General features: G+C 71.1%; 18 protein-coding genes. 6 read left to right on the top strand and 12 right to left on the bottom strand.

Annotation, left to right across the window (positions count from 1 at the left end; all coding sequences use genetic code 11):
- Positions 1–10: 10 nt before the first annotated feature.
- Positions 11–310: a hypothetical protein gene (locus tag HQN59_RS01740; protein ID WP_176065453.1), complete on the bottom strand. Its 300-nt coding sequence runs from the start codon at positions 308–310 to the stop codon at positions 11–13.
- A gap of 163 nt (positions 311–473) precedes the next feature.
- Between HQN59_RS01740 and HQN59_RS01735 the strand changes: the two genes are divergently transcribed.
- The 4 genes from HQN59_RS01735 to HQN59_RS01720 all read left to right on the top strand — a co-directional run bounded on the left by HQN59_RS01735 (position 474) and on the right by HQN59_RS01720 (position 6,664).
- A complete protein-coding gene (locus tag HQN59_RS01735; RefSeq protein WP_246294627.1) occupies positions 474–1,103 on the top strand; it encodes a sigma-70 family RNA polymerase sigma factor in 630 nt (209 codons plus the stop codon).
- Positions 1,103–2,710 carry a hypothetical protein gene (locus tag HQN59_RS01730; protein WP_176065448.1) on the top strand — a complete coding sequence of 536 codons (1,608 nt, stop codon included), beginning with the start codon at positions 1,103–1,105 and terminating at the stop codon, positions 2,708–2,710. Before HQN59_RS01735 ends, HQN59_RS01730 begins: the two co-directional genes overlap by 1 nt.
- 413 nt (positions 2,711–3,123) lie before the next feature.
- Entirely contained in the window at positions 3,124–6,003 is a 2,880-nt protein-coding gene (uvrA, locus tag HQN59_RS01725; protein ID WP_176066243.1) for an excinuclease ABC subunit UvrA, read from the top strand.
- A 28-nt stretch (positions 6,004–6,031) separates the two neighbouring features.
- The gene (locus HQN59_RS01720) at positions 6,032–6,664 is read left to right on the top strand and encodes a 2-hydroxychromene-2-carboxylate isomerase (protein WP_342451093.1); all 633 of its coding nucleotides are present in this window, start codon (positions 6,032–6,034) and stop codon (positions 6,662–6,664) included.
- Positions 6,665–6,743: 79 nt separating this feature from the next.
- Here the strand turns inward: HQN59_RS01720 and HQN59_RS01715 are convergent, their stop codons facing one another.
- From HQN59_RS01715 to HQN59_RS01670, 10 genes are all read right to left on the bottom strand, one after another.
- Entirely contained in the window at positions 6,744–7,301 is a 558-nt protein-coding gene (locus HQN59_RS01715; RefSeq protein ID WP_246294626.1) for a hypothetical protein, read from the bottom strand.
- 304 nt (positions 7,302–7,605) lie between these two features.
- On the bottom strand, positions 7,606–7,983 hold the full coding sequence (locus tag HQN59_RS01710) for an SWIB/MDM2 domain-containing protein (RefSeq protein ID WP_176065447.1): 378 nt from the start codon (positions 7,981–7,983) through the stop codon (positions 7,606–7,608).
- Between the two features lie 206 nt (positions 7,984–8,189).
- Complete coding sequence (locus HQN59_RS01705; protein ID WP_176065445.1) at positions 8,190–8,744, bottom strand: cytochrome b/b6 domain-containing protein; 555 nt, start codon at positions 8,742–8,744, stop codon at positions 8,190–8,192.
- Positions 8,741–9,019 (bottom strand): PepSY domain-containing protein, encoded by a 279-nt coding sequence (locus HQN59_RS01700; RefSeq protein ID WP_176065443.1) that lies wholly within the window; start codon positions 9,017–9,019, stop codon positions 8,741–8,743. The genes HQN59_RS01705 and HQN59_RS01700 overlap by 4 nt, the downstream gene beginning before the upstream one ends.
- 38 nt (positions 9,020–9,057) lie before the next feature.
- Positions 9,058–9,747: a Fe2+-dependent dioxygenase gene (locus tag HQN59_RS01695; protein WP_176065441.1), complete on the bottom strand. Its 690-nt coding sequence runs from the start codon at positions 9,745–9,747 to the stop codon at positions 9,058–9,060.
- A gap of 16 nt (positions 9,748–9,763) precedes the next feature.
- Positions 9,764–12,130: a TonB-dependent receptor gene (locus tag HQN59_RS01690; RefSeq protein WP_176065439.1), complete on the bottom strand. Its 2,367-nt coding sequence runs from the start codon at positions 12,128–12,130 to the stop codon at positions 9,764–9,766.
- 43 nt (positions 12,131–12,173) lie between these two features.
- Positions 12,174–12,374 carry a hemin uptake protein HemP gene (gene hemP / locus HQN59_RS26730; RefSeq protein WP_176065437.1) on the bottom strand — a complete coding sequence of 67 codons (201 nt, stop codon included), beginning with the start codon at positions 12,372–12,374 and terminating at the stop codon, positions 12,174–12,176.
- 4 nt (positions 12,375–12,378) lie between these two features.
- Entirely contained in the window at positions 12,379–12,801 is a 423-nt protein-coding gene (locus HQN59_RS01680; protein WP_176065435.1) for an ExbD/TolR family protein, read from the bottom strand.
- A 10-nt stretch (positions 12,802–12,811) separates the two neighbouring features.
- A complete protein-coding gene (locus HQN59_RS01675; protein ID WP_342451092.1) occupies positions 12,812–13,570 on the bottom strand; it encodes a MotA/TolQ/ExbB proton channel family protein in 759 nt (252 codons plus the stop codon).
- Positions 13,571–13,574: 4 nt separating this feature from the next.
- The gene (locus HQN59_RS01670) at positions 13,575–14,381 is read right to left on the bottom strand and encodes an energy transducer TonB (RefSeq protein WP_176065433.1); all 807 of its coding nucleotides are present in this window, start codon (positions 14,379–14,381) and stop codon (positions 13,575–13,577) included.
- 164 nt (positions 14,382–14,545) lie between these two features.
- Between HQN59_RS01670 and HQN59_RS01665 the strand changes: the two genes are divergently transcribed.
- Entirely contained in the window at positions 14,546–14,902 is a 357-nt protein-coding gene (locus HQN59_RS01665; RefSeq protein WP_176065431.1) for a phage holin family protein, read from the top strand.
- A gap of 72 nt (positions 14,903–14,974) precedes the next feature.
- Here the strand turns inward: HQN59_RS01665 and HQN59_RS01660 are convergent, their stop codons facing one another.
- Complete coding sequence (locus HQN59_RS01660; RefSeq protein ID WP_342451091.1) at positions 14,975–16,549, bottom strand: M48 family metalloprotease; 1,575 nt, start codon at positions 16,547–16,549, stop codon at positions 14,975–14,977.
- Positions 16,550–16,613: 64 nt separating this feature from the next.
- On the opposite strand from HQN59_RS01660, the gene moaC reads away from it, so the two are divergent.
- On the top strand, positions 16,614–17,096 hold the full coding sequence (moaC, locus tag HQN59_RS01655) for a cyclic pyranopterin monophosphate synthase MoaC (RefSeq protein WP_176065428.1): 483 nt from the start codon (positions 16,614–16,616) through the stop codon (positions 17,094–17,096).
- Positions 17,097–17,100: the final 4 nt, after the last annotated feature.

Below are 17,100 nucleotides of genomic sequence, written 5' to 3'. Positions count from 1 at the left end.
GCGTGCGGGCTCAGCGGTTGAGCCAGTTGCCCCACTTGCCCCACTTGGGCCAGTTGTTCCAGTTGTTCCAGTTGTTCCACTTGAACCACTGGGCAAGCAGACGCGGCGGCGCTTCATCGGCGTCGGAGTCAGGCCCGGGCGCGCGATCGAGCGCCGCGCGCACCGCCAGCACGCGCGCCTCGAGCGCCTCGCGTGCGGCCGGAACCGCATCGGCGTGCGGTGCGGCCGCCATGCCGGCGAGCGCACCGAACGAAGCGAGCAGGCGCGCCCAGAGGCTGCGCGTGTTCCGGACCATGCGCGGGTCGCTCAACACAGGTCTCCCAAGTGCGGGGGCGGACGATGGTAGATCGCAGCAACCGCATTGGGAAGCAAGCGACGTCCCCCTGAATCGCGATGCGGCGCCGCGGCGATCACCCCATCCGAGACGCAGCCGCGTATCACCGCCTGCGAGCCGCATGCGGCAGACTCAGCCGATGACCTCGAGCCTCGAACCCGACGACGACGCACTGATGGCCGCCTATGCAGCCGGCGACGTCGCGGCGTTCGAGACGCTCTACGCGCGCCACCAGGCCGCGCTCTATCGCTTCGTCCGACGCCTGCTCGGCAGTGCCGACGCCGCGCGCGCCGACGAGGTGTTCCAGGACACGTGGCTGCGCGTGGTGCACGCGCGCACGCGCTGGCAGCCCCAGGGCGCCGCGTTCCGCACGTGGCTCTTCACGCTCGCGCATCACCGCGTCGTCGACGTGCTGCGGCGCAGCGGCCGCGAAGTCTCGAGCGATGCCTACGAGGCCGACGACGGCGAGCCGTGGCAGCCGGACAGCGACGCCTGGCAGCACTGGCCGGCGCCGGCATCCGCGCTGCCGGGCGAGGACCTGACGTTCTGGCGCCGCGCCGGCGAGAAGCTGCTCGACTGCCTCGACCAGCTGCCGCTGCCGCAGCGCAGCGCGTTCCTGCTGCATCACGACGACGGCCTTGCGGTCGACGAGGTCGCGGCGGCGCTCGAGGTCGGCTTCGAGACCGCCAAGACGCGTCTGCGCTACGCGATGAGCAAGCTGCGCGCGTGCATGGGGGCGTACCTCGAGCCGCTGCAGCGGGGCGCGTGATGGCGACGAACGAGATCGACGGGACCGCTGCCGAGGGGGACGAGGCGCGCGACGCCTTCCTCGCCGCCGCCCTGCGCCATGCGCCCGACGCCGAGGTTGCCGCGCCACCTGGCATCAGCGACGCCATCCTGCGCGAAGCGCGCTCGGCCGCGGCCGGGGCGGCGCGACCGGCAGCGTCGCCTGCGCAGCACCGTGCGGGTCGTGCCGCGGCACCCGCGCCGCGGCGCGGTGTCGCGGGGCTTTGGGATTGGCTCGGGCGGCCGGCCGTCGCGAGCGGGTTCGCCAGCGTGATCGGCGCGACCCTGATCGGCGTGATGTGGTGGGGCCGCCCGATCGACCCGAACCCGCCGCGTCCGGACCCTCCGCCGGTGTCGATCGCTCGCGACGAGTCCGGCCCGCGCGAAGTCGCGCCCGCGCCGGCTCCGGTCGGTCCGCAGGAAGCGGCACCACGGACACCCCTTGGCGCCGAGCGGCAAGGCGCGGCGCCAGGACGCATGCCGCCGCCAGGCGCCGCACGCGAGGCGCGCGCAGCGCGAGACGGCGGCTCGAAGGCCGAGGTCGCGCGTCAACCGGGCGCGTCCGCGAGGCCCGCGCGGCCCGACGCGGCGGCACCGCGTGCGGCACCCGAGCCCGCGACTTCGGCCCAAGGTTCCGCGGCCACCGCCGCTGCCCCGGCGCCGGCCGACCCGGTGCGCGTGCCTGAACCGGCTGCGCCGCCGACACCACCGCGCAGCACGGCGACGAACGCGGCGCCCTCGTCGGGCAGTATTCCCGGCGGCGTGGACGAGCAGCGGGGCGACAGCGCGTTCGCGAAGCGCGAGTTCCGAATCGATCCCGAGAGCACCGCGCGCGATCGAGCTGCGACCGGTGCACGAGCGGCAGCCGCTGCCGCTGCCGCGGCGTCGCGCAGCGAGCTGCGGCGCGCCGACGGCAGCGCACGCGACCCCGCGCGCGAACAGACCGAGCGCCGGCTGGCACCGGCGCCGCATGCCGCCGCGCCCGCTGCCGCGATGCCGCACCCGTCGACGCCCGCTCCGCCGGCGCCCCTCGTCGAGCCGGCGGCCCCGCCCGCCGACGCGTCCGTGGGCGCGGCACCTGCGGCCACTCCCGGCGCACCCCGGCGATCGGCGATCAGCGGCATCCGAACGGCGCCGCTGCAGGCGCGCGTCGCTGGCGCGCCGCAGCGCTGGAGCTGGCGATCGGGCAACGGACCCGCGCGGCCGATGACGCCGGCGGTCATCGACTGGATCGGCCGCTTCGAGCGCGCCGCTGTCGAATGGCCGACCGACGTGCCGGCCGGTGCCGGCGCTGCCGCGCGAACCGCCAGCAGCCCGCGGCTCGCCATCGAGCTGATGCTCGACGGCCGGCTTCAGGCGACGCTGAGCCTCGGCGAGGAGGCCGGGTCGATCGACCTCGGCACGCCGGCGACGCAGCGTCGCGGACCGCTCGCATCGGACGTCGCGGCGGACCTGCGCCGAACCGCTCCCGGAAGCGCGCCCGCCGCGGCGCCGGACGGCGCGGTGACCAGCGATGGCGTCCGCGCGCCCGCTCCCGCTCCCACGAGCGGCCCCGCCAGCGCACCCGGCGCGTCGGACGCGGCGCGCTGACGATCGAAGGCCGCGAGCGCAGGGTCGGTCCGCCGCGCTCGCGGCGCGAGAAGTCCCTCGCCGGCACTCGCGCGAGTCGCAGGCCGCGCCCGCCCGAGGTCGCGGGCCGGCGCCCTGGAACGGGTTGGCGCAGCCCCGCTCGCCCCGCGACCCCTGCCACCGCCCGAACCCCACGACCGGCGCCGACGCCTCGGCTCGCTATAGTGGCCGGTTTGCCCGTCCACTCCATGCCCTCTCGCGCCGATGCTGCCGCGCCCGACCGCCTCGCGGACGAGACGCCTGCTTCACGCGCGCCGGACGCTGGCGCAGCTCCGGTCGCGCCGCCGGATTCCGAGCCGTCGTTCGCCGCGCCCCAAGCTGCCGCCTCGCCCGCACCCGCGCAGGCCGCATCGGGTGCCGTGCAGCCCGCGTCGATGATCCGCGTGCGCGGCGCGCGCACCCACAACCTCAAGAACATCGACCTCGACATTCCGAGGAACCGTCTCGTCGTGATCACGGGCCTTTCGGGCTCGGGCAAGTCGAGCCTCGCGTTCGACACGCTCTACGCCGAAGGCCAGCGCCGCTACGTCGAGAGCCTGTCGGCGTATGCGCGGCAGTTCCTTCAGCTGATGGACAAGCCCGAGGTCGACGTGATCGAGGGCCTGTCGCCGGCGATCTCGATCGAGCAGAAGGCGACCTCGCACAACCCGCGCTCGACGGTCGGCACGGTCACCGAGATCCACGACTACCTGCGCCTTCTGTACGCGCGCGCCGGCACGCCGTACTGCCCGCTGCATGATCAGCCGCTCGCCGCCCAGAGCGTGTCGCAGATGGTCGACGCGACGCTCGCCCTGCCGCCCGACACGCGCCTGATGGTGCTCGCGCCGGTGGTGCGCGACCGCAAGGGCGAATTCGCCGAGCTGTTTCAGGAGATGCAGGCCAAGGGCTACGTGCGCTTTCGCGTCGACGGCTCGATCTTCGAAGCGACCGACGTGCCGGCGCTCAAGAAGAGCGAGAAGCACGACATCGACGTCGTCATCGATCGCGTGAAGGTGCAGCCGGGGCTGCAGCAGCGCCTGGCCGAAAGCTTCGAGGCGGCGCTGCGCATCGCCGACGGCCGCGCGCTCGTCACCGAGATGCCGGGCGACGCGGTCGGCCGGCGCCCGCACGAGCACCTGTTCTCGAGCAAGTTCGCATGCCCGATCTGCAACTACTCGCTGTCGGAACTCGAGCCGCGCCTCTTTTCGTTCAATTCGCCGGTCGGCGCCTGCCCCACCTGCGACGGCCTCGGACACACCACCGTGTTCGACGCCCACCGCGTGGTCGCGTTCCCGTCGCTCAGCTTGGCGAGCGGCGCGGTCAAGGGCTGGGACCGGCGCAATGGCTATACCTTTTCGATGCTCGAGAGCGTCGCGCGCCACTACGCCTTCGACATCGATGCGCCGTTCGAGGACCTGCCCGAGGCCGCGCAACAGGTGCTGCTGCACGGCTCGGGCAGCGAGGACATCGAGTTCGTCTACGAGGCCGAGGGCGCGCGCGGCAAGTCGCGCGTCGTCAAGCGCAGCCATCCGTTCGAAGGCATCCTGCCGAACCTCGAGCGGCGCTTCCGCGAGACCGATTCGGCCGCGGTGCGCGAGGACCTCATGCGCTACCAGAGCGCGCGGCCTTGCCCCGAGTGCGGCGGCTCGCGCCTGCGTCGCGAGGCGCGCCACGTGTTCCTGGTCGATTCGGTCACCGGCGCGCGCGAGCCGATCTTCCGCGTCGAGCACTTCACGCTGCGCGAGTGCCTCGACTGGTTCGCCGCGCTGCGTCTGCAGGGCGCCAAGGCCGGCATCGCCGACAAGGTGGTGCGCGAGATCGCGTCGCGGCTGCGGTTCCTGAACGACGTCGGCCTCAATTACCTCAGCCTCGACCGCAGCGCCGAGACCCTGTCGGGCGGCGAGGCGCAGCGCATCCGCCTCGCGTCGCAGATCGGCTCCGGGCTCACGGGCGTGATGTACGTGCTCGACGAGCCGTCGATCGGGCTGCACCAGCGCGACAACGAGCGGCTCATCGCGACCCTGCGCCACCTGCGCGACATCGGCAACAGCGTGCTCGTCGTCGAGCACGACGAGGACGCGATCCGCGCCGCCGACCACGTGATCGACATGGGCCCGGGCGCCGGCGTCCACGGCGGCCGGGTGATGGCCGAAGGCACGCCGGCGGAGGTGGCGGCGCATCCGCAGTCGCTTACCGGGCGCTATCTGTCGGGGCGGGCGCGCATCGCCGTGCCGGCATCACGGCAGCCGTGGCCGACCGGCAGCGAGACGCCCAGCCTCAAGGTCGTCAACGCGCGCGGCCACAACCTGCGCGGCGTCACGGTCGAGATCCCGATCGGTCTCTTCACCTGCGTGACCGGCGTGTCGGGCTCCGGCAAGAGCACGCTCGTCAACGACACGCTGTACGCCGCAGTCGCGCGCAAGCTCTACAACAGCCACCTCGAAGCCGAGCCGCACGACGCCATCGATGGACTCGACGCGCTCGACAAGGTCATCAACGTGGACCAGTCGCCGATCGGCCGCACGCCGCGCTCGAACCCGGCCACCTATACCGGCCTCTTCACGCCGATCCGGGAGCTGTTCGCCGAAGTGCCGACCGCACGCGAGCGCGGCTACGGTGCCGGCCGCTTTTCGTTCAACGTGGCGGGCGGCCGCTGCGAGGCGTGCCAGGGCGACGGCGTGCTGAAGGTCGAGATGCACTTCCTGCCGGACGTCTACGTGCCGTGCGATGTCTGCCACGGCAAGCGCTACAACCGCGAGACGCTCGAGGTCCAGTACAAGGGCAAGAACATCACCGAGGTGCTCGACCTCACCGTCGAGGACGCGCACGCCTACTTCAGCGCGGTGCCGGCGATCGCGCGCAAGCTCCAGACGCTGCTCGACGTCGGCCTCGGCTACATCCGCCTGGGTCAGAGCGCGACCACGCTGTCGGGCGGCGAGGCGCAGCGCGTCAAGCTCGCGCTCGAGCTCAGCAAGCGCGACACCGGTCGCACGCTCTACATCCTGGACGAGCCCACCACCGGCCTGCACTTCGCCGACATCGACCTGCTGCTCAAGGTGCTGCACCAGTTGCGCGCGGCGGGCAACACGATGGTCGTGATCGAGCACAACCTCGACGTGATCAAGACCGCCGACTGGATCATCGACATGGGGCCCGAAGGAGGCGCCGGCGGCGGTCACGTGGTCGCGAGCGGAACGCCCGAGCAGGTCGCGATGAATCCCGCAAGCTTCACCGGGCGCTACCTGCGCCCCCTGCTGGGGCTGCCGGCAGCCTGATGCGGCATGCGGGCATGAAGGAGCACCGATGACGACGACAACGATCGAGTACTACCTGAGCCCGCAATCGCCGTGGACGTATCTGGGTCACGAACGGCTGCAGCGCATCGCGCGCGCCGCGGGTGCCACGATCGAGGTGATCCCCGTCGACCTGGGCGGCGTGTTCCCCGCGACCGGTGGGCTGCCGCTGGCGCGCCGCGCACCGGCGCGGCAGGCCTATCGCCTCGTCGAGCTGAAGCGCTTCAGCGACCACCTCGGCCTGCCGCTCAACCTGCACCCGCGCTTCTTCCCGGTCGACGGCAACCCCGCGGCGCGGCTGATCGTCGCGGTCGCCGAAGCCGACGGGCACGAGGCCGCGCTGCGGTTGGCAGGGCTCGTGCTGCGCGCCGTGTGGGTCGACGAGCTCGACATCGCCGACCGCGCGACGCTCGCCAGCCTGCTCGATGCGGCCGGACTCGCGCCCGCGCATCTCGAGCATGCCGCGACCGAAGCGGTCGGCGCGCGCTACGCAGCCAACACACAGCGCGCGCTCGACGCCGGGGTGTTCGGCGCGCCGAGCTACGTGCTCGACGGCGAGCTGTTCTGGGCCAGGACCGGCTCGACTTCGTCGAGCGGCGTCTGGCCCGCGGCTGATCGGGACCGCAGCGTCCGCAGCCGCTGACGCGCCCTCGCTCGGGCGGGCTCGCGTGCGGCGCGCGGCGCGCGGCACGGCGAGCGCGCGGCTGCCGACCGGCCAACGCTCAGTGCGGGTATTGCGCCTTGGCCTGCTTCGTGCACGCGTCCTTGGCGTCGCCGCTCATGGCATCGCACTTCTGCTTGGCCACTTCGTAGTCGGCCTTCATCTTGTCCTTGGTCGCATCGTCGCGCGCACGCACCGACTTGCGGTTGGCCTTGGCATCGGCGCGCGCGCGCGTCAGCGCCGCCTTGGCCTCCTTCTCGCACACGTCCTCGGCGTTGCCCTTGAGGTCGTCGCAGCGCTCCTTGGCGGCCTTGTAGTTCGCCTCGGCAATGTCGCGGGAAGCGGCCTCGCGCGCCTTCGCGGTCCCCTTGTATGCCGCCTCCGCCTCGGCTTCGCTGCGGACCCGCGCCGCCTTCGCGTCGGCCACGCAGATGTCCTTCCTGTTGCCGTCGAGCGGGTCGCAGGACTTGAGCGCGCCGGTGTAGGTCTGCTTGGCGAGACTCTTGGCGTCCTCGTACGTCTTCTTGTCGCCGGCCGCGAAAGCCGGCGCGCTGCCGAGCACCAGGGCAGTGGCGCACACCAGCAGGCTTGAAAGGGTCGGGCGGGTTCTCGGGTGCATGGCGCGGCTCCTCGATACGGGCGCAGCGCCCCCAGCGGCGCCGCGCGGTTGCCGACTGTTGCGCACGCAGCTCTCGTCGAGCGTCGGTGCGCCGCGCCACGTGGCGTCGGACAACGCCGTGCGGCAATGAACTCGCGTGCGTGGGAGCTGGCCGCAGCAGGCCTCGCGAGTGCGCCGGCGCAGCCGGCGCCGGCTCTTGCCGCGCCACGGCACGCGACGGAGCCCCAAACGAAGCAAGGCCGGTGATCGCACCGGCCTTGCTTCGTTTCCACCTCGGGCGCGGCACACGCCGCGCCACGCGCCGTCAGCTCAGATGCGCGTTGATCAGCTTGGTCATCTCGAACATCGAGACCTGCGGCTGCTTGAAGATCTCCTGCAGCTTCGGGTCGGCGTTGATCATGCGGCGGTCGGTGCCATCCTGCAGCTTGTTCTTGCGGATGTACTCCCACACCTTCTTCGTGACCTCGGTCCGCGGCACGGGCTTGTCGCCGATGATGGCGGCCAGCTGCGGGCTGGGAGTCATCTCGCGCATGAAGGCGGCGTTCGGCGTGCGCTTCTTGGCCGGGGCCTTCTTCGCGCTCGACTCCTTGGCCGCCGCCTTCTTGGCTGGCGCGGCGCTCGAGCCGCTCGCCGCCTTCTTCGCTGCCGCCTTCTTGGCGGGAGCTTTCTTCGCAGTTGCCATGTCGATTCTCTCCATCAAGTAATTGGTTGATGTGCTCGGGGATGGGCGAAGGCCGCGTGAACCTTCATTTCTCCATAGCACCGCGCGCAGGCAATGGTACTGCCTGCCTCTGGCAAAGAGAAGCTGTTTTCATAGGAGAAAACGGCGCAGGAGCGCCCTGCGAGCCCGTGTTCGTGGCGGCCGCGCGTCACCCGCGCGACGCGGCGTCAGATCACATCGTCGCTGCGCGCCGCACGCTTGCGGCCGTCGATCATGGCGGCGACGAGGTTCTCGCGATGCCGCCAGCTCGCGACCAGCACGCCGGCCACGTGAAGCACGGCCAGCACCACGAAGCCCCAGGCAAGCGCCACGTGGATCTGCTCGACGGTCTCGTCGCCGAAGAAGCGGTCGGTCTTGTAGAGCCAGCCGGTGAACGCGAGGCCGGCGATGCACGCGAAGAACGCCAGCACCATCAAGGCGCCGAGCGGGTTGTGGCCGACGTGCCGCGGTGCGCGGCCGCTCGCGAAGAGGCGCGCGTAGCGCCAGGTCGCGCGCGCGCCGCGCACGAAATGCGCGAAGCGCGCGGTACGCGGGCCGACGAAGCCCCAGACGATCCGGACCGCGACGGTCGCGAGGGTCGCCCAGCCGACGGGCTCGTGCCAGGCGCCGAGCCACTCGGTGGTGGCCCAGCCGAGCGCGACGCCAGCGATCAGCGCGACGTGCACGACCCGCACCAGCGGGTCCCAGACGCGCGTGTCCCGCACCGGCTTCGGCGGATTCACTTCGGCGCGGTCACGACCTCGAAGGTCTTCGGGTTGAAGAAGGTCTCGACGCGCTGGTTGCGCTCGTCGCGGCCGTAGACCTCGTAGCAGCCGTTGGTGATCTTGACGCGGCTGATCTTCCAGCCCTGGTTGGTGAGCCGGCGTTCGAGCTCGGCCTGCGGCTTCCACTCTTCCTTGGGAATCGGCTCGCAGCGCTCGGCGTGCTGCGCGAAGGCGGTGCCGGCCGCGGCGGCGAGAACGGCGGCGAGAACGGTACGGGCGAGGGTCGGCTTCATGGCGTCTCCGGGGTTGCGGTGGAAGATGTGCTGCGCGATCAGACGTCGGCCCATTGGCGCAGCAGGTTGTGATAGGTACCGGTCAGACCGATGATCGCTGCGTCGGTTTCTCCGACCGACTCCCGCAGGCTCATCAGGTGCAGGTCCATCTCGTAGAGCAGGCGCCGCTGCTCGTCGCTGCGCACCATGCTCTCGATCCAGAAGAAGCTCGCGACACGGGCGCCGCGCGTCACCGGCTCGACGCGGTGCACGCTGGTGCCCGGGTAGAGCACCAGATCGCCCGCGGGCAGCTTCACGCGCTGCTGCCCGTAGGTGTCCTCGACCACCAGCTCGCCGCCGTCGTAGTCGGCCGGGTCGCTGAAGAACAGCGTGCAGCTGATGTCGGTGCGCACGCGCTCGCCGCTGCCCCCTGGCACGAAGCGCACCGCGTTGTCGACGTGATTGCCGAACGCGTTGGCATTGCCCGCGTAGCGGTTGAAGAGCGGAGGAAAGATGCGCCTGGGCAGCGCGGCCGAGAAGAACACCGGGTTGCGGTTGAGCGCGCCCAGCACGATCTGCTGCAGGGCACGTGTCTCGGCACTTTCCTGCGGCAGCTGCTCGTTGTTCTTGGCCTGCGCCGACTGCACGCCCGCCGTCACGCGGCCGTCGCCCCACGAAGCACGCGCCAGCACCTCGCGCACCTGGCGCAGCTGGTCGGCGTCGAGGACGTTGCGGACGTGCAGCAGCATCGCGTCCGGCGTCGACTCAGAAGCGCGCGGTCATGGTCGCGTAGACCGTGCGCGCCTGGCCGGGAACGTAGTGGCCGCTGTAGATCGAATCCGCATACAGCTTGTTGGTCACGTTGATGACGTTCAGCTTGAGCGCGATCTGCGGGCTGAACGTGTACTCGACCATCAGGTCGCCGGTCACGTAGCCCGGTGCGACGATGCCGGCCGGGTTGCGGTTGGGCGTCTGCTTGCTGCGCGCGTTGAGGCCGCCGCCGATGCGCCAGTCGGGCGTGAGCTGATACGTCGTGAACAGCGAGCCGCTGTGGCGCGGCGTCAGCGACGGCCGGTCGCCTTCGCGCTCGCCGCCCGGCGTGACGCCGAATGCCGCCTTGTCGATCTTCGCGCGCGGAATCCAGGCATACGAGACGAACACCTCCCACGCCGGTGTGATGCGACCCGCGAGATCGAGCTCGAGCCCGGTCGCGTGGCGCTTGCCCGAGAGCAGGTAGTCGACCAGCGGCTCGCCTTCGGGCGAGTCGCGGTTGCGCTCGTTGTACTTGGTCGAGTGGAACACCGCCGCGCGCGTCGAGAGCCGGCCGTCGAAGAAGTCGACCTTGGCACCGACCTCGATGTTGCGGCTCTTCTCGGGCGGCGCGTTGGAGCCGGGCGCGTCGTAGTTGTAGAGCTCGCCCGAGGTATTGAACGAGGTGCCGTACGAGGCGTAGAACGAGCTCGTGTCGTTCGGCTGATAGAGGACGCCGAAGCGCTTGCTGAGCAGCGAATCGGAGCGCGAGGCTTCGGGGAACGTGGTCGACGTCGGGCTCACGTAGTTGCCCTCGAAGCGATCCCAGCGCAGGCCGCCGAGCACCTTCCACTCGGGCGTGATCGCGATCATGTCCTGCGCGTAGACGCCGAGCGCCTTGGCGACGAAGCTGCGGTTGAGCGTGCGGATGCGGCGCGACTCGTCGACGGAGGTGCCGTCGTTCGGCGAACCGATCGTGACACGCGGCGTGTTCTTGTCGAGCACGACCCCCGCCGGCACCGACATCGTGAAGTTCTCGAACTCCTCGCGCGCGTAGTCGATGCCCGCGATGATGTCGTTCTGCCTGCCGAACCACTCGAACTTGTTCGTGTAGTCGGTCTGCAGATAGGTCGTCTTGAGGTTCTGCACCTTGTTGTTGGTGCCGCGCGTCAGGGGCTGCGAGCCGTCGAGCGTGCTCTGCGTCGGCGCGACCGCGGGGCAGTCGGGGTTGGTCACCGGGTTGCCGGTGCCGCGCGTGCAGAAGCGGATCGTGCTCGCCCGCATGTCGCGCTTGTATTCGCCATGCCGCAGCACCGTGTGCCAGGCGCCACCGTCGCCGAAGCGGTGCGTGTAGTGCAGCGTGCCGTAGGTGGCCTCACCCGCGTTGTAGTCGCTCTTCGCGCCGTAGTAGTTGCGCGGGCTTATATCGATCAGGCCGGCCGGATTGGTCGCCGAAATCGGACCCGAGGCATCCCGTCGCAGCCACGGCAGGCCGTAGTTGATGCCGTTGTCGTTTCTGAGGTGATAGAGGCCGATCGAGAACTCGTCGTCGGTGTTGATGCCCCAGCGGAAGGTCGGCGCGATGCCGTACTTGTCGATCTTGTTGCCGTAGTTGTCGGCGGTGTTGACCATCGCGTTGACGCGGAACGCGGACGTCTCGGACGTCTTGATGTTGAAGTCGCCGGTGCTGCGCAGATAGCCGCCGTTGCCGATCGTCGTCGAGACCTCGTTGATGTTGGTGAGCAGCGGCTGCTTGCTCACCTGGTTCACCACCCCGCCCGTGGAGCCGCGTCCGAACAGCATCGACGCCGAGCCGCGCAGCAGCTCGATGCGGTCGAAGTTGAAGACGTCGCGCTCGTAGAACGCGGGATCGCGCACGCTGTCGATGTAGATGTCGCCGCTCGACGTGAGCGAGAAGCCGCGCAGGCGAATGTCTTCCTCGCCGCCCTCGGCCGCCAGGAAGCTGATGCCGGCGGTGTAGTGCAGCGCCTCCTTCACGGTGTCGACGCGGCGGTCCTCCATGAGCTTCTCGGTGACCACCGTCACCGATTGCGGGATATCGCGCAGCTCCTGGTTGCCGCGCCCGATGGTGCTGGTGGTCGCGCGCACCGAGTTCTGATCGGTCTCCGCGCGAGCCTTCACCGAGATGGTGCCGAGCGTCGTGCCGCCCGCCGCCTGCGACGCGGCAGCGGCCGGCGCGGCCGGCGCCGAAGCAGCAACGCTCGGTGCCGCGGGCGCGGTCTGCGCCGGCGCCGGCGCGCTGAACAGCCCGAAGCCGGCGGCGAGCGCGCCGAGCGGCAGCAGGCGGGGCGTCGCGGCGGCGCGCGCCGAAGTGGTGGAGGGATCGAGATCGTGGGCGAGCACGGTGCTTCCTTCGTTCATGAGCACGGGCTGGCGACGGCGGGCTGGTGCGGTGGTGGAACGGTCACTTGGTGAGGATCAACTTGCCGAGTGCCGTCTGCTTGAGTCGGTAGAGGGTTCCGCGATGCAGGATCTGCACTTCCTTGGCGCCGCCGAACAGCGCGTCGCTGACGATCGGCGCACGCGCGCGCGGCGCCGGCTGGCCCGCGCGCGCGTCGGGCGCGGGAACCGGCTTGGAACCGCTGCTCGCAGGCTCGGAGGTCACCGCATCAGGGCCCGGTCTCGGGGTCGCTGATGAAGCCGACCTTCGTCAGCCCCGCCTTCGACGCGTCGGCGAGCGTCTGCGCGACGTAGCGATAGGCGACGCCCTGGTCGGCCTTGAGGTGGATCTCGGGTTGCACCGGGCGCTTGCCTGCGGCGGCGAAGCGCTGCGCGGCCTCCGCGCGAGTGACCTTCTCGCCGTTCCAGTAGAGCGTGCCCGCAGCGTCGATCGCGAACTCGACCTTCTCGGGCCTGAGGTCGGTGACTTGCGCGCTCGCCTTGGGCAGCTCGAGCTTGACCTGCTGGGTGAGCAGCGGGGCCGTGACGATGAAGATGACGAGCAGCACCAGCATGACGTCGATCAACGGAACCATGTTGATCTCGGACATCGGCGCGCCGCCGTTGCGGGAGTCGAAGCTCGCGAATGCCATCGCGCGCTCCTCAGGCGGCCGCGGTACGCGCGCCGAGCGCACGCACGTTGGCGACTGCGGCGTCGGCACCGGCGCCGGTGCCCAGCGGCTGGCCCATCGACACGAACGTGTGCAGCTCGTAGGCGAACGCGTCGAGCTTGGCGGCGAGCACGCGATTGGCGCGCGTCAGCCAGTTGTAGCCCACCACCGCCGGGATCGCGACCGCGAGGCCGAGGCCGGTCATGATGAGCGCCTCCCCGACCGGGCCGGCGACCTTGTCGAGCGTGCCGGCGCCGCTCATGCCGATGGCGACCAGCGCGTGATAGACGCCCCACACGGTGCCAAACAGGCCCACGAACGGCGCGGTCGCGCCGACCGTGGCCAGAACGGCCAGACCATTCTCGAGACGCGTGGTCTCCTCGTCGAGCACCTTCTTGATGGTGCGGGTGAGGAATTCGCCCGAGCTGCCGGCCTCCTCGAGCTTGGCCGCGCCGTACTTGGCGTGGTGCGCCTGAGCCTGCATCGCGTGGCTGGTGAGGTGCGAGAACGGATCACGCGCGCCGTGCGTGGTGATCTCGCCCGCCACCTGCTCGAGCGAGCTGGCGTTCCAGAAGAAGTTGAGGAACTCGCGGCTGCGCCCGTTGCGCAGGACCAGCGTGAGGCCCTTGATGGCGATGATCGCCCACGAGGCGACCGACATCACGATCAGGATGACGAGGAGCGTCTTGCCGACCGCGTCGCTCTGCGCGAGGAAGTGGGCAAAGCCCAGGCTGCTGGTTTCGGGATTCACGGAACTACTTCTCCAGTTCGAATTCGAGGGGGATGGTTGCCCAGACGGCGGTGGTCTGACCGTTCTCGAAGTGCGGCTTGAAGCGCGCCTTGCGCACCGCCTCGAGCGCCGCGTTGTCGAGCCGCGAGAAGCCGGAGCTGGCGGCAAGCCGCACCGTCTTGGGCGGACCTTCGGCCTCGATGAGGACGTCGATCATCACGCGGCCGGTCTCGCCGTTGCGCTGCGACAGACGCGGGTATTCGGGTACCGGCCGCACCAGGTACTGCACCGCCGACGCCGGGATCACCTTGGGCGCGGGTGGTGGCGGCGGGGGGGCCGGCGGCGCCGGCGGAGCGGGCGGCGGGGCTGGCGCGGGAGCCGGTGCCGACGGCTCGGGCAGCGGCGGCGGCGCCGGCACCACGAACGGTGCCGGTGCCGGGCTCGGCGCTGCGGCGATCACCGTCGGCGGCGGCGGACGCGGCTCGACACGTTGCGGCCGCGGCCGCGGCGGCTGCGGAACCGGTGGCGGCGGAACCACTTTCGGCGGCGGCGGCGCGGGCGGCGCGATCAGGCTGACGAAGATCGGCGCCGCTTCGACCACCGCCTCGCGCACGTTGCTGATCTGCAGCAGGCCCCAGCCGAGCGCGACGTGCGCGCCGACCATCGTGGCGATCAGCGCATGGCGCTGCGGCCGGCTCAGGCGGTCGTGACGCGCGCCGCGCGCCGGCAACGGCGGCGGCGTGAAGCGCGTCGCTGCGCCCGGCCGCAACCCGCCGCCAGCGGCGACGGCGCTGCCGAGCGACGGTTGGGAATGCGAAGGAGCGAGCGGCATGGTCGTGGCGTGAGGGATCGAGAGTCTAGCCCCAAATGCGAATCATTCTCGTTAAGGTTCGGATTTTTTCGAAGGGGCGACGCGGTGGTCTTGGCGAGGGGAGGCCGCGTGCCTGGTCCAGTGCATACGCGAGCTTCGTGGCGGCGGGGACTATCCTCGCGGCCATGAAGATCCTGGTCCGATGGCTGCTGCTGGCAGCCGCCCTGCTGCTGGTCGCCGAGATCTACGCCGGCGTGACGGTTGCCAGCTTCGGCTCGGCGCTGATCGCCGCACTGGTGATCGGCCTGCTCAACACGCTGCTGCGGCCGCTGCTGGTGCTGCTCACCTTGCCCGTGACGCTGCTGACGCTCGGCCTCTTCCTGTTCGTGATCAACGCGCTGATGTTCTACGTCGCGGCGTCGCTGCTCACCGGCTTCGGCGTGCGCGGCTTCGGTGCGGCGCTGCTCGGCTCGCTGATCTACAGCGTGTTCGGCCTGATCATCGACGTCGCCGTCGAGCGCCTGTTCGCACGCCGCGGCTGACGCTTCTCGCTAAAAGGTACGACCGACCGGCGACCCGCCACCGCGCGGCCGGCCCGGCGCCCGGGTAACGCCTCAGCGCAGCGCCTTCTCGTCGGCTTCGAGTTGCTTCCTCTGCGTCTCGACGTCGCGCAGACGCGCGTCGATCACCGACGCGTCGATGAAGTCGACGGGGCCGCCGCCGCGTGCGACGCGTTGCCCGGCGCGCAGGCGGTCGATCGCGCCGACCAAATCGCCGAGCGCGACGCGCGCCTCGGCCTCCGCCCGCAGCGCCCGCAGCGGCTGGTTGACCTTGGCCCACGCCTGGCCGAGCACGGTCCAGGCGAGCGAGTCGTTCGGATGGGTCGCGACCCAGGTCTGGAGGTCGGACGCACGGGCCTTGATCGTCGCGTCGTCGAGGGGCGCGGCTGCAAGCGCGAGTTGGGAGCCGAGCAGCAGCGCCGGGCGCGAGCGCTCGTTGGCGTACGGCCGGAACGTCTCGCCGGCCTTCGCGGCCTCGCCACGGCTGAGCTGCGACTGCACCATCTCGAACACGATCGCGCGCTCGGCGCGCGGGCTGCGCTCGGGCGCGCTGCGCGCGAGCGACAGCGCGCGCGCGAAGCCCGCGTCGGCACGCGCCCAGTCGCGCAGCAGGCTCGACGCATGCGCGCTCTCGCAGGCCGCGAGCAGGCGCTCGGCGAGCGTTCCGGTGGTGATCGCATCCTGCGCCTGACGCACCCGCAAGGCGTCGCTGCGCGTGTCCATCAGCACGCGCGCGCGCGCCTCGGCGACCGTGTGCTCGAGAGCCCCGGCAAGCCGTACCGGCGGCGCCGTGCCCAGCCGCGAGCGCGCCTCGCCGATGCGCTGGCTGGTCAGCGGGTGCGTGCGCAAATAGGGGAAGCCGCCGGCGTCGGTGAGCCGCGTCGACTGCTCCATCTTCTCGAACATCGACGCCATGCCCGCGGGCGCGAAGCCGGCCCCGCTCATCACGGCAAAGCCGACCCGGTCGGCCTCGCGCTCCATGTCGCGCGAGAAGTTGAGCTGGCCCTGGATCGCCGCTGCCTGCGAGCCCGCCACCACGGCGTTGACCGCGTCGGGGCTGTTGCTGCGCGACGCGGCGAGCAGGCCCAGCACCAACGCGGCCATGCTGGCGAGCGACTGCCGCTTGCCGCTCGTGACGCTGCGCGCGATATGGCGCTGCGTGACGTGCGACATCTCGTGCGCGAGCACCGACGCGAGCTCGTCGCGGTTGGCGGTGATCGCGATTAGGCCGAGGTGCACGCCGACGTAGCCGCCCGGCAATGCGAACGCGTTGACGCTGGCGTCGCGCACCAGGAACGGCTCCCATGCGAAGCGCTGGTCGATCTCGCTCGTGATGTTGCCGAGCGTGCGGGCCTGCGCGAGCAGCGGCTGCCAGATCGACTGCACGTATTCCAGCAGCAGCGGGTCGTCCATGTACGCCGGGTCGCGCCGGATCTCGCGCATGATCTCGTCGCCGATCTTGCGCTCGGTGCCGACGCCGAAGTCGGCCGAGTCGGGATCGCCGAGCGCCGGCAGATTGTTCTGCGCGAACGCCGGTGCACTGCCGAGCGGCGCGCCGAGCGCCAGCGCGCACGCGAGCGCGACGCGGCGCAGCGCCGCCGGGGACCACAACTTGGAGCGATTCGTCACGCGGAACCTGGCTGAAAGGGCGTCGCTATGATGCCGCAGCCGTTTTCCCGAGCCCGTTGCCCCGATGAATGACCCGCTGACGCACTTCGACGCGGAGGGCCGCGCCCACATGGTCGACGTGTCGGGCAAGGAAGAGACGCATCGCGTCGCGCGCGCGACCGGCACCATCCGCATGCAGCCGGCGACGCTCGAGCTGATTCGCAGCGGCAGCGCCGCCAAGGGCGACGTGCTCGGCGTCGCGCGGATCGCCGCGATTCAGGGCGCCAAGCGCACCGCCGAGCTCGTCCCGCTGTGCCACCCGCTGCCGATCACGCGGGTGGCCGTCGAGTTCGCGCTCGATCCCGCGGCGAACGAGGTGCGCTGCACCGCGCAGGTCGAGACGCGCGGCCGCACCGGCGTCGAGATGGAAGCGCTCACCGCCGTACAGGTCGGCCTGCTGACCGTCTACGACATGTGCAAGGCGGCCGACCGCGGCATGGTGATGGGCGGCATCCAGGTGCTCGAAAAGCGCGGCGGCAAGTCGGGCGATTGGGTGGCGGGGAGCTGACGCG

Origin of the sequence: Rhizobacter koreensis (assembly GCF_013366375.1) — a bacterium.
GTDB classification, from domain to species: domain Bacteria; phylum Pseudomonadota; class Gammaproteobacteria; order Burkholderiales; family Burkholderiaceae_C; genus Schlegelella_A; species Schlegelella_A koreensis.
Note: the sequence above shows the minus strand (reverse complement) of the source record. Positions and strands in the feature narration are given on the sequence as shown.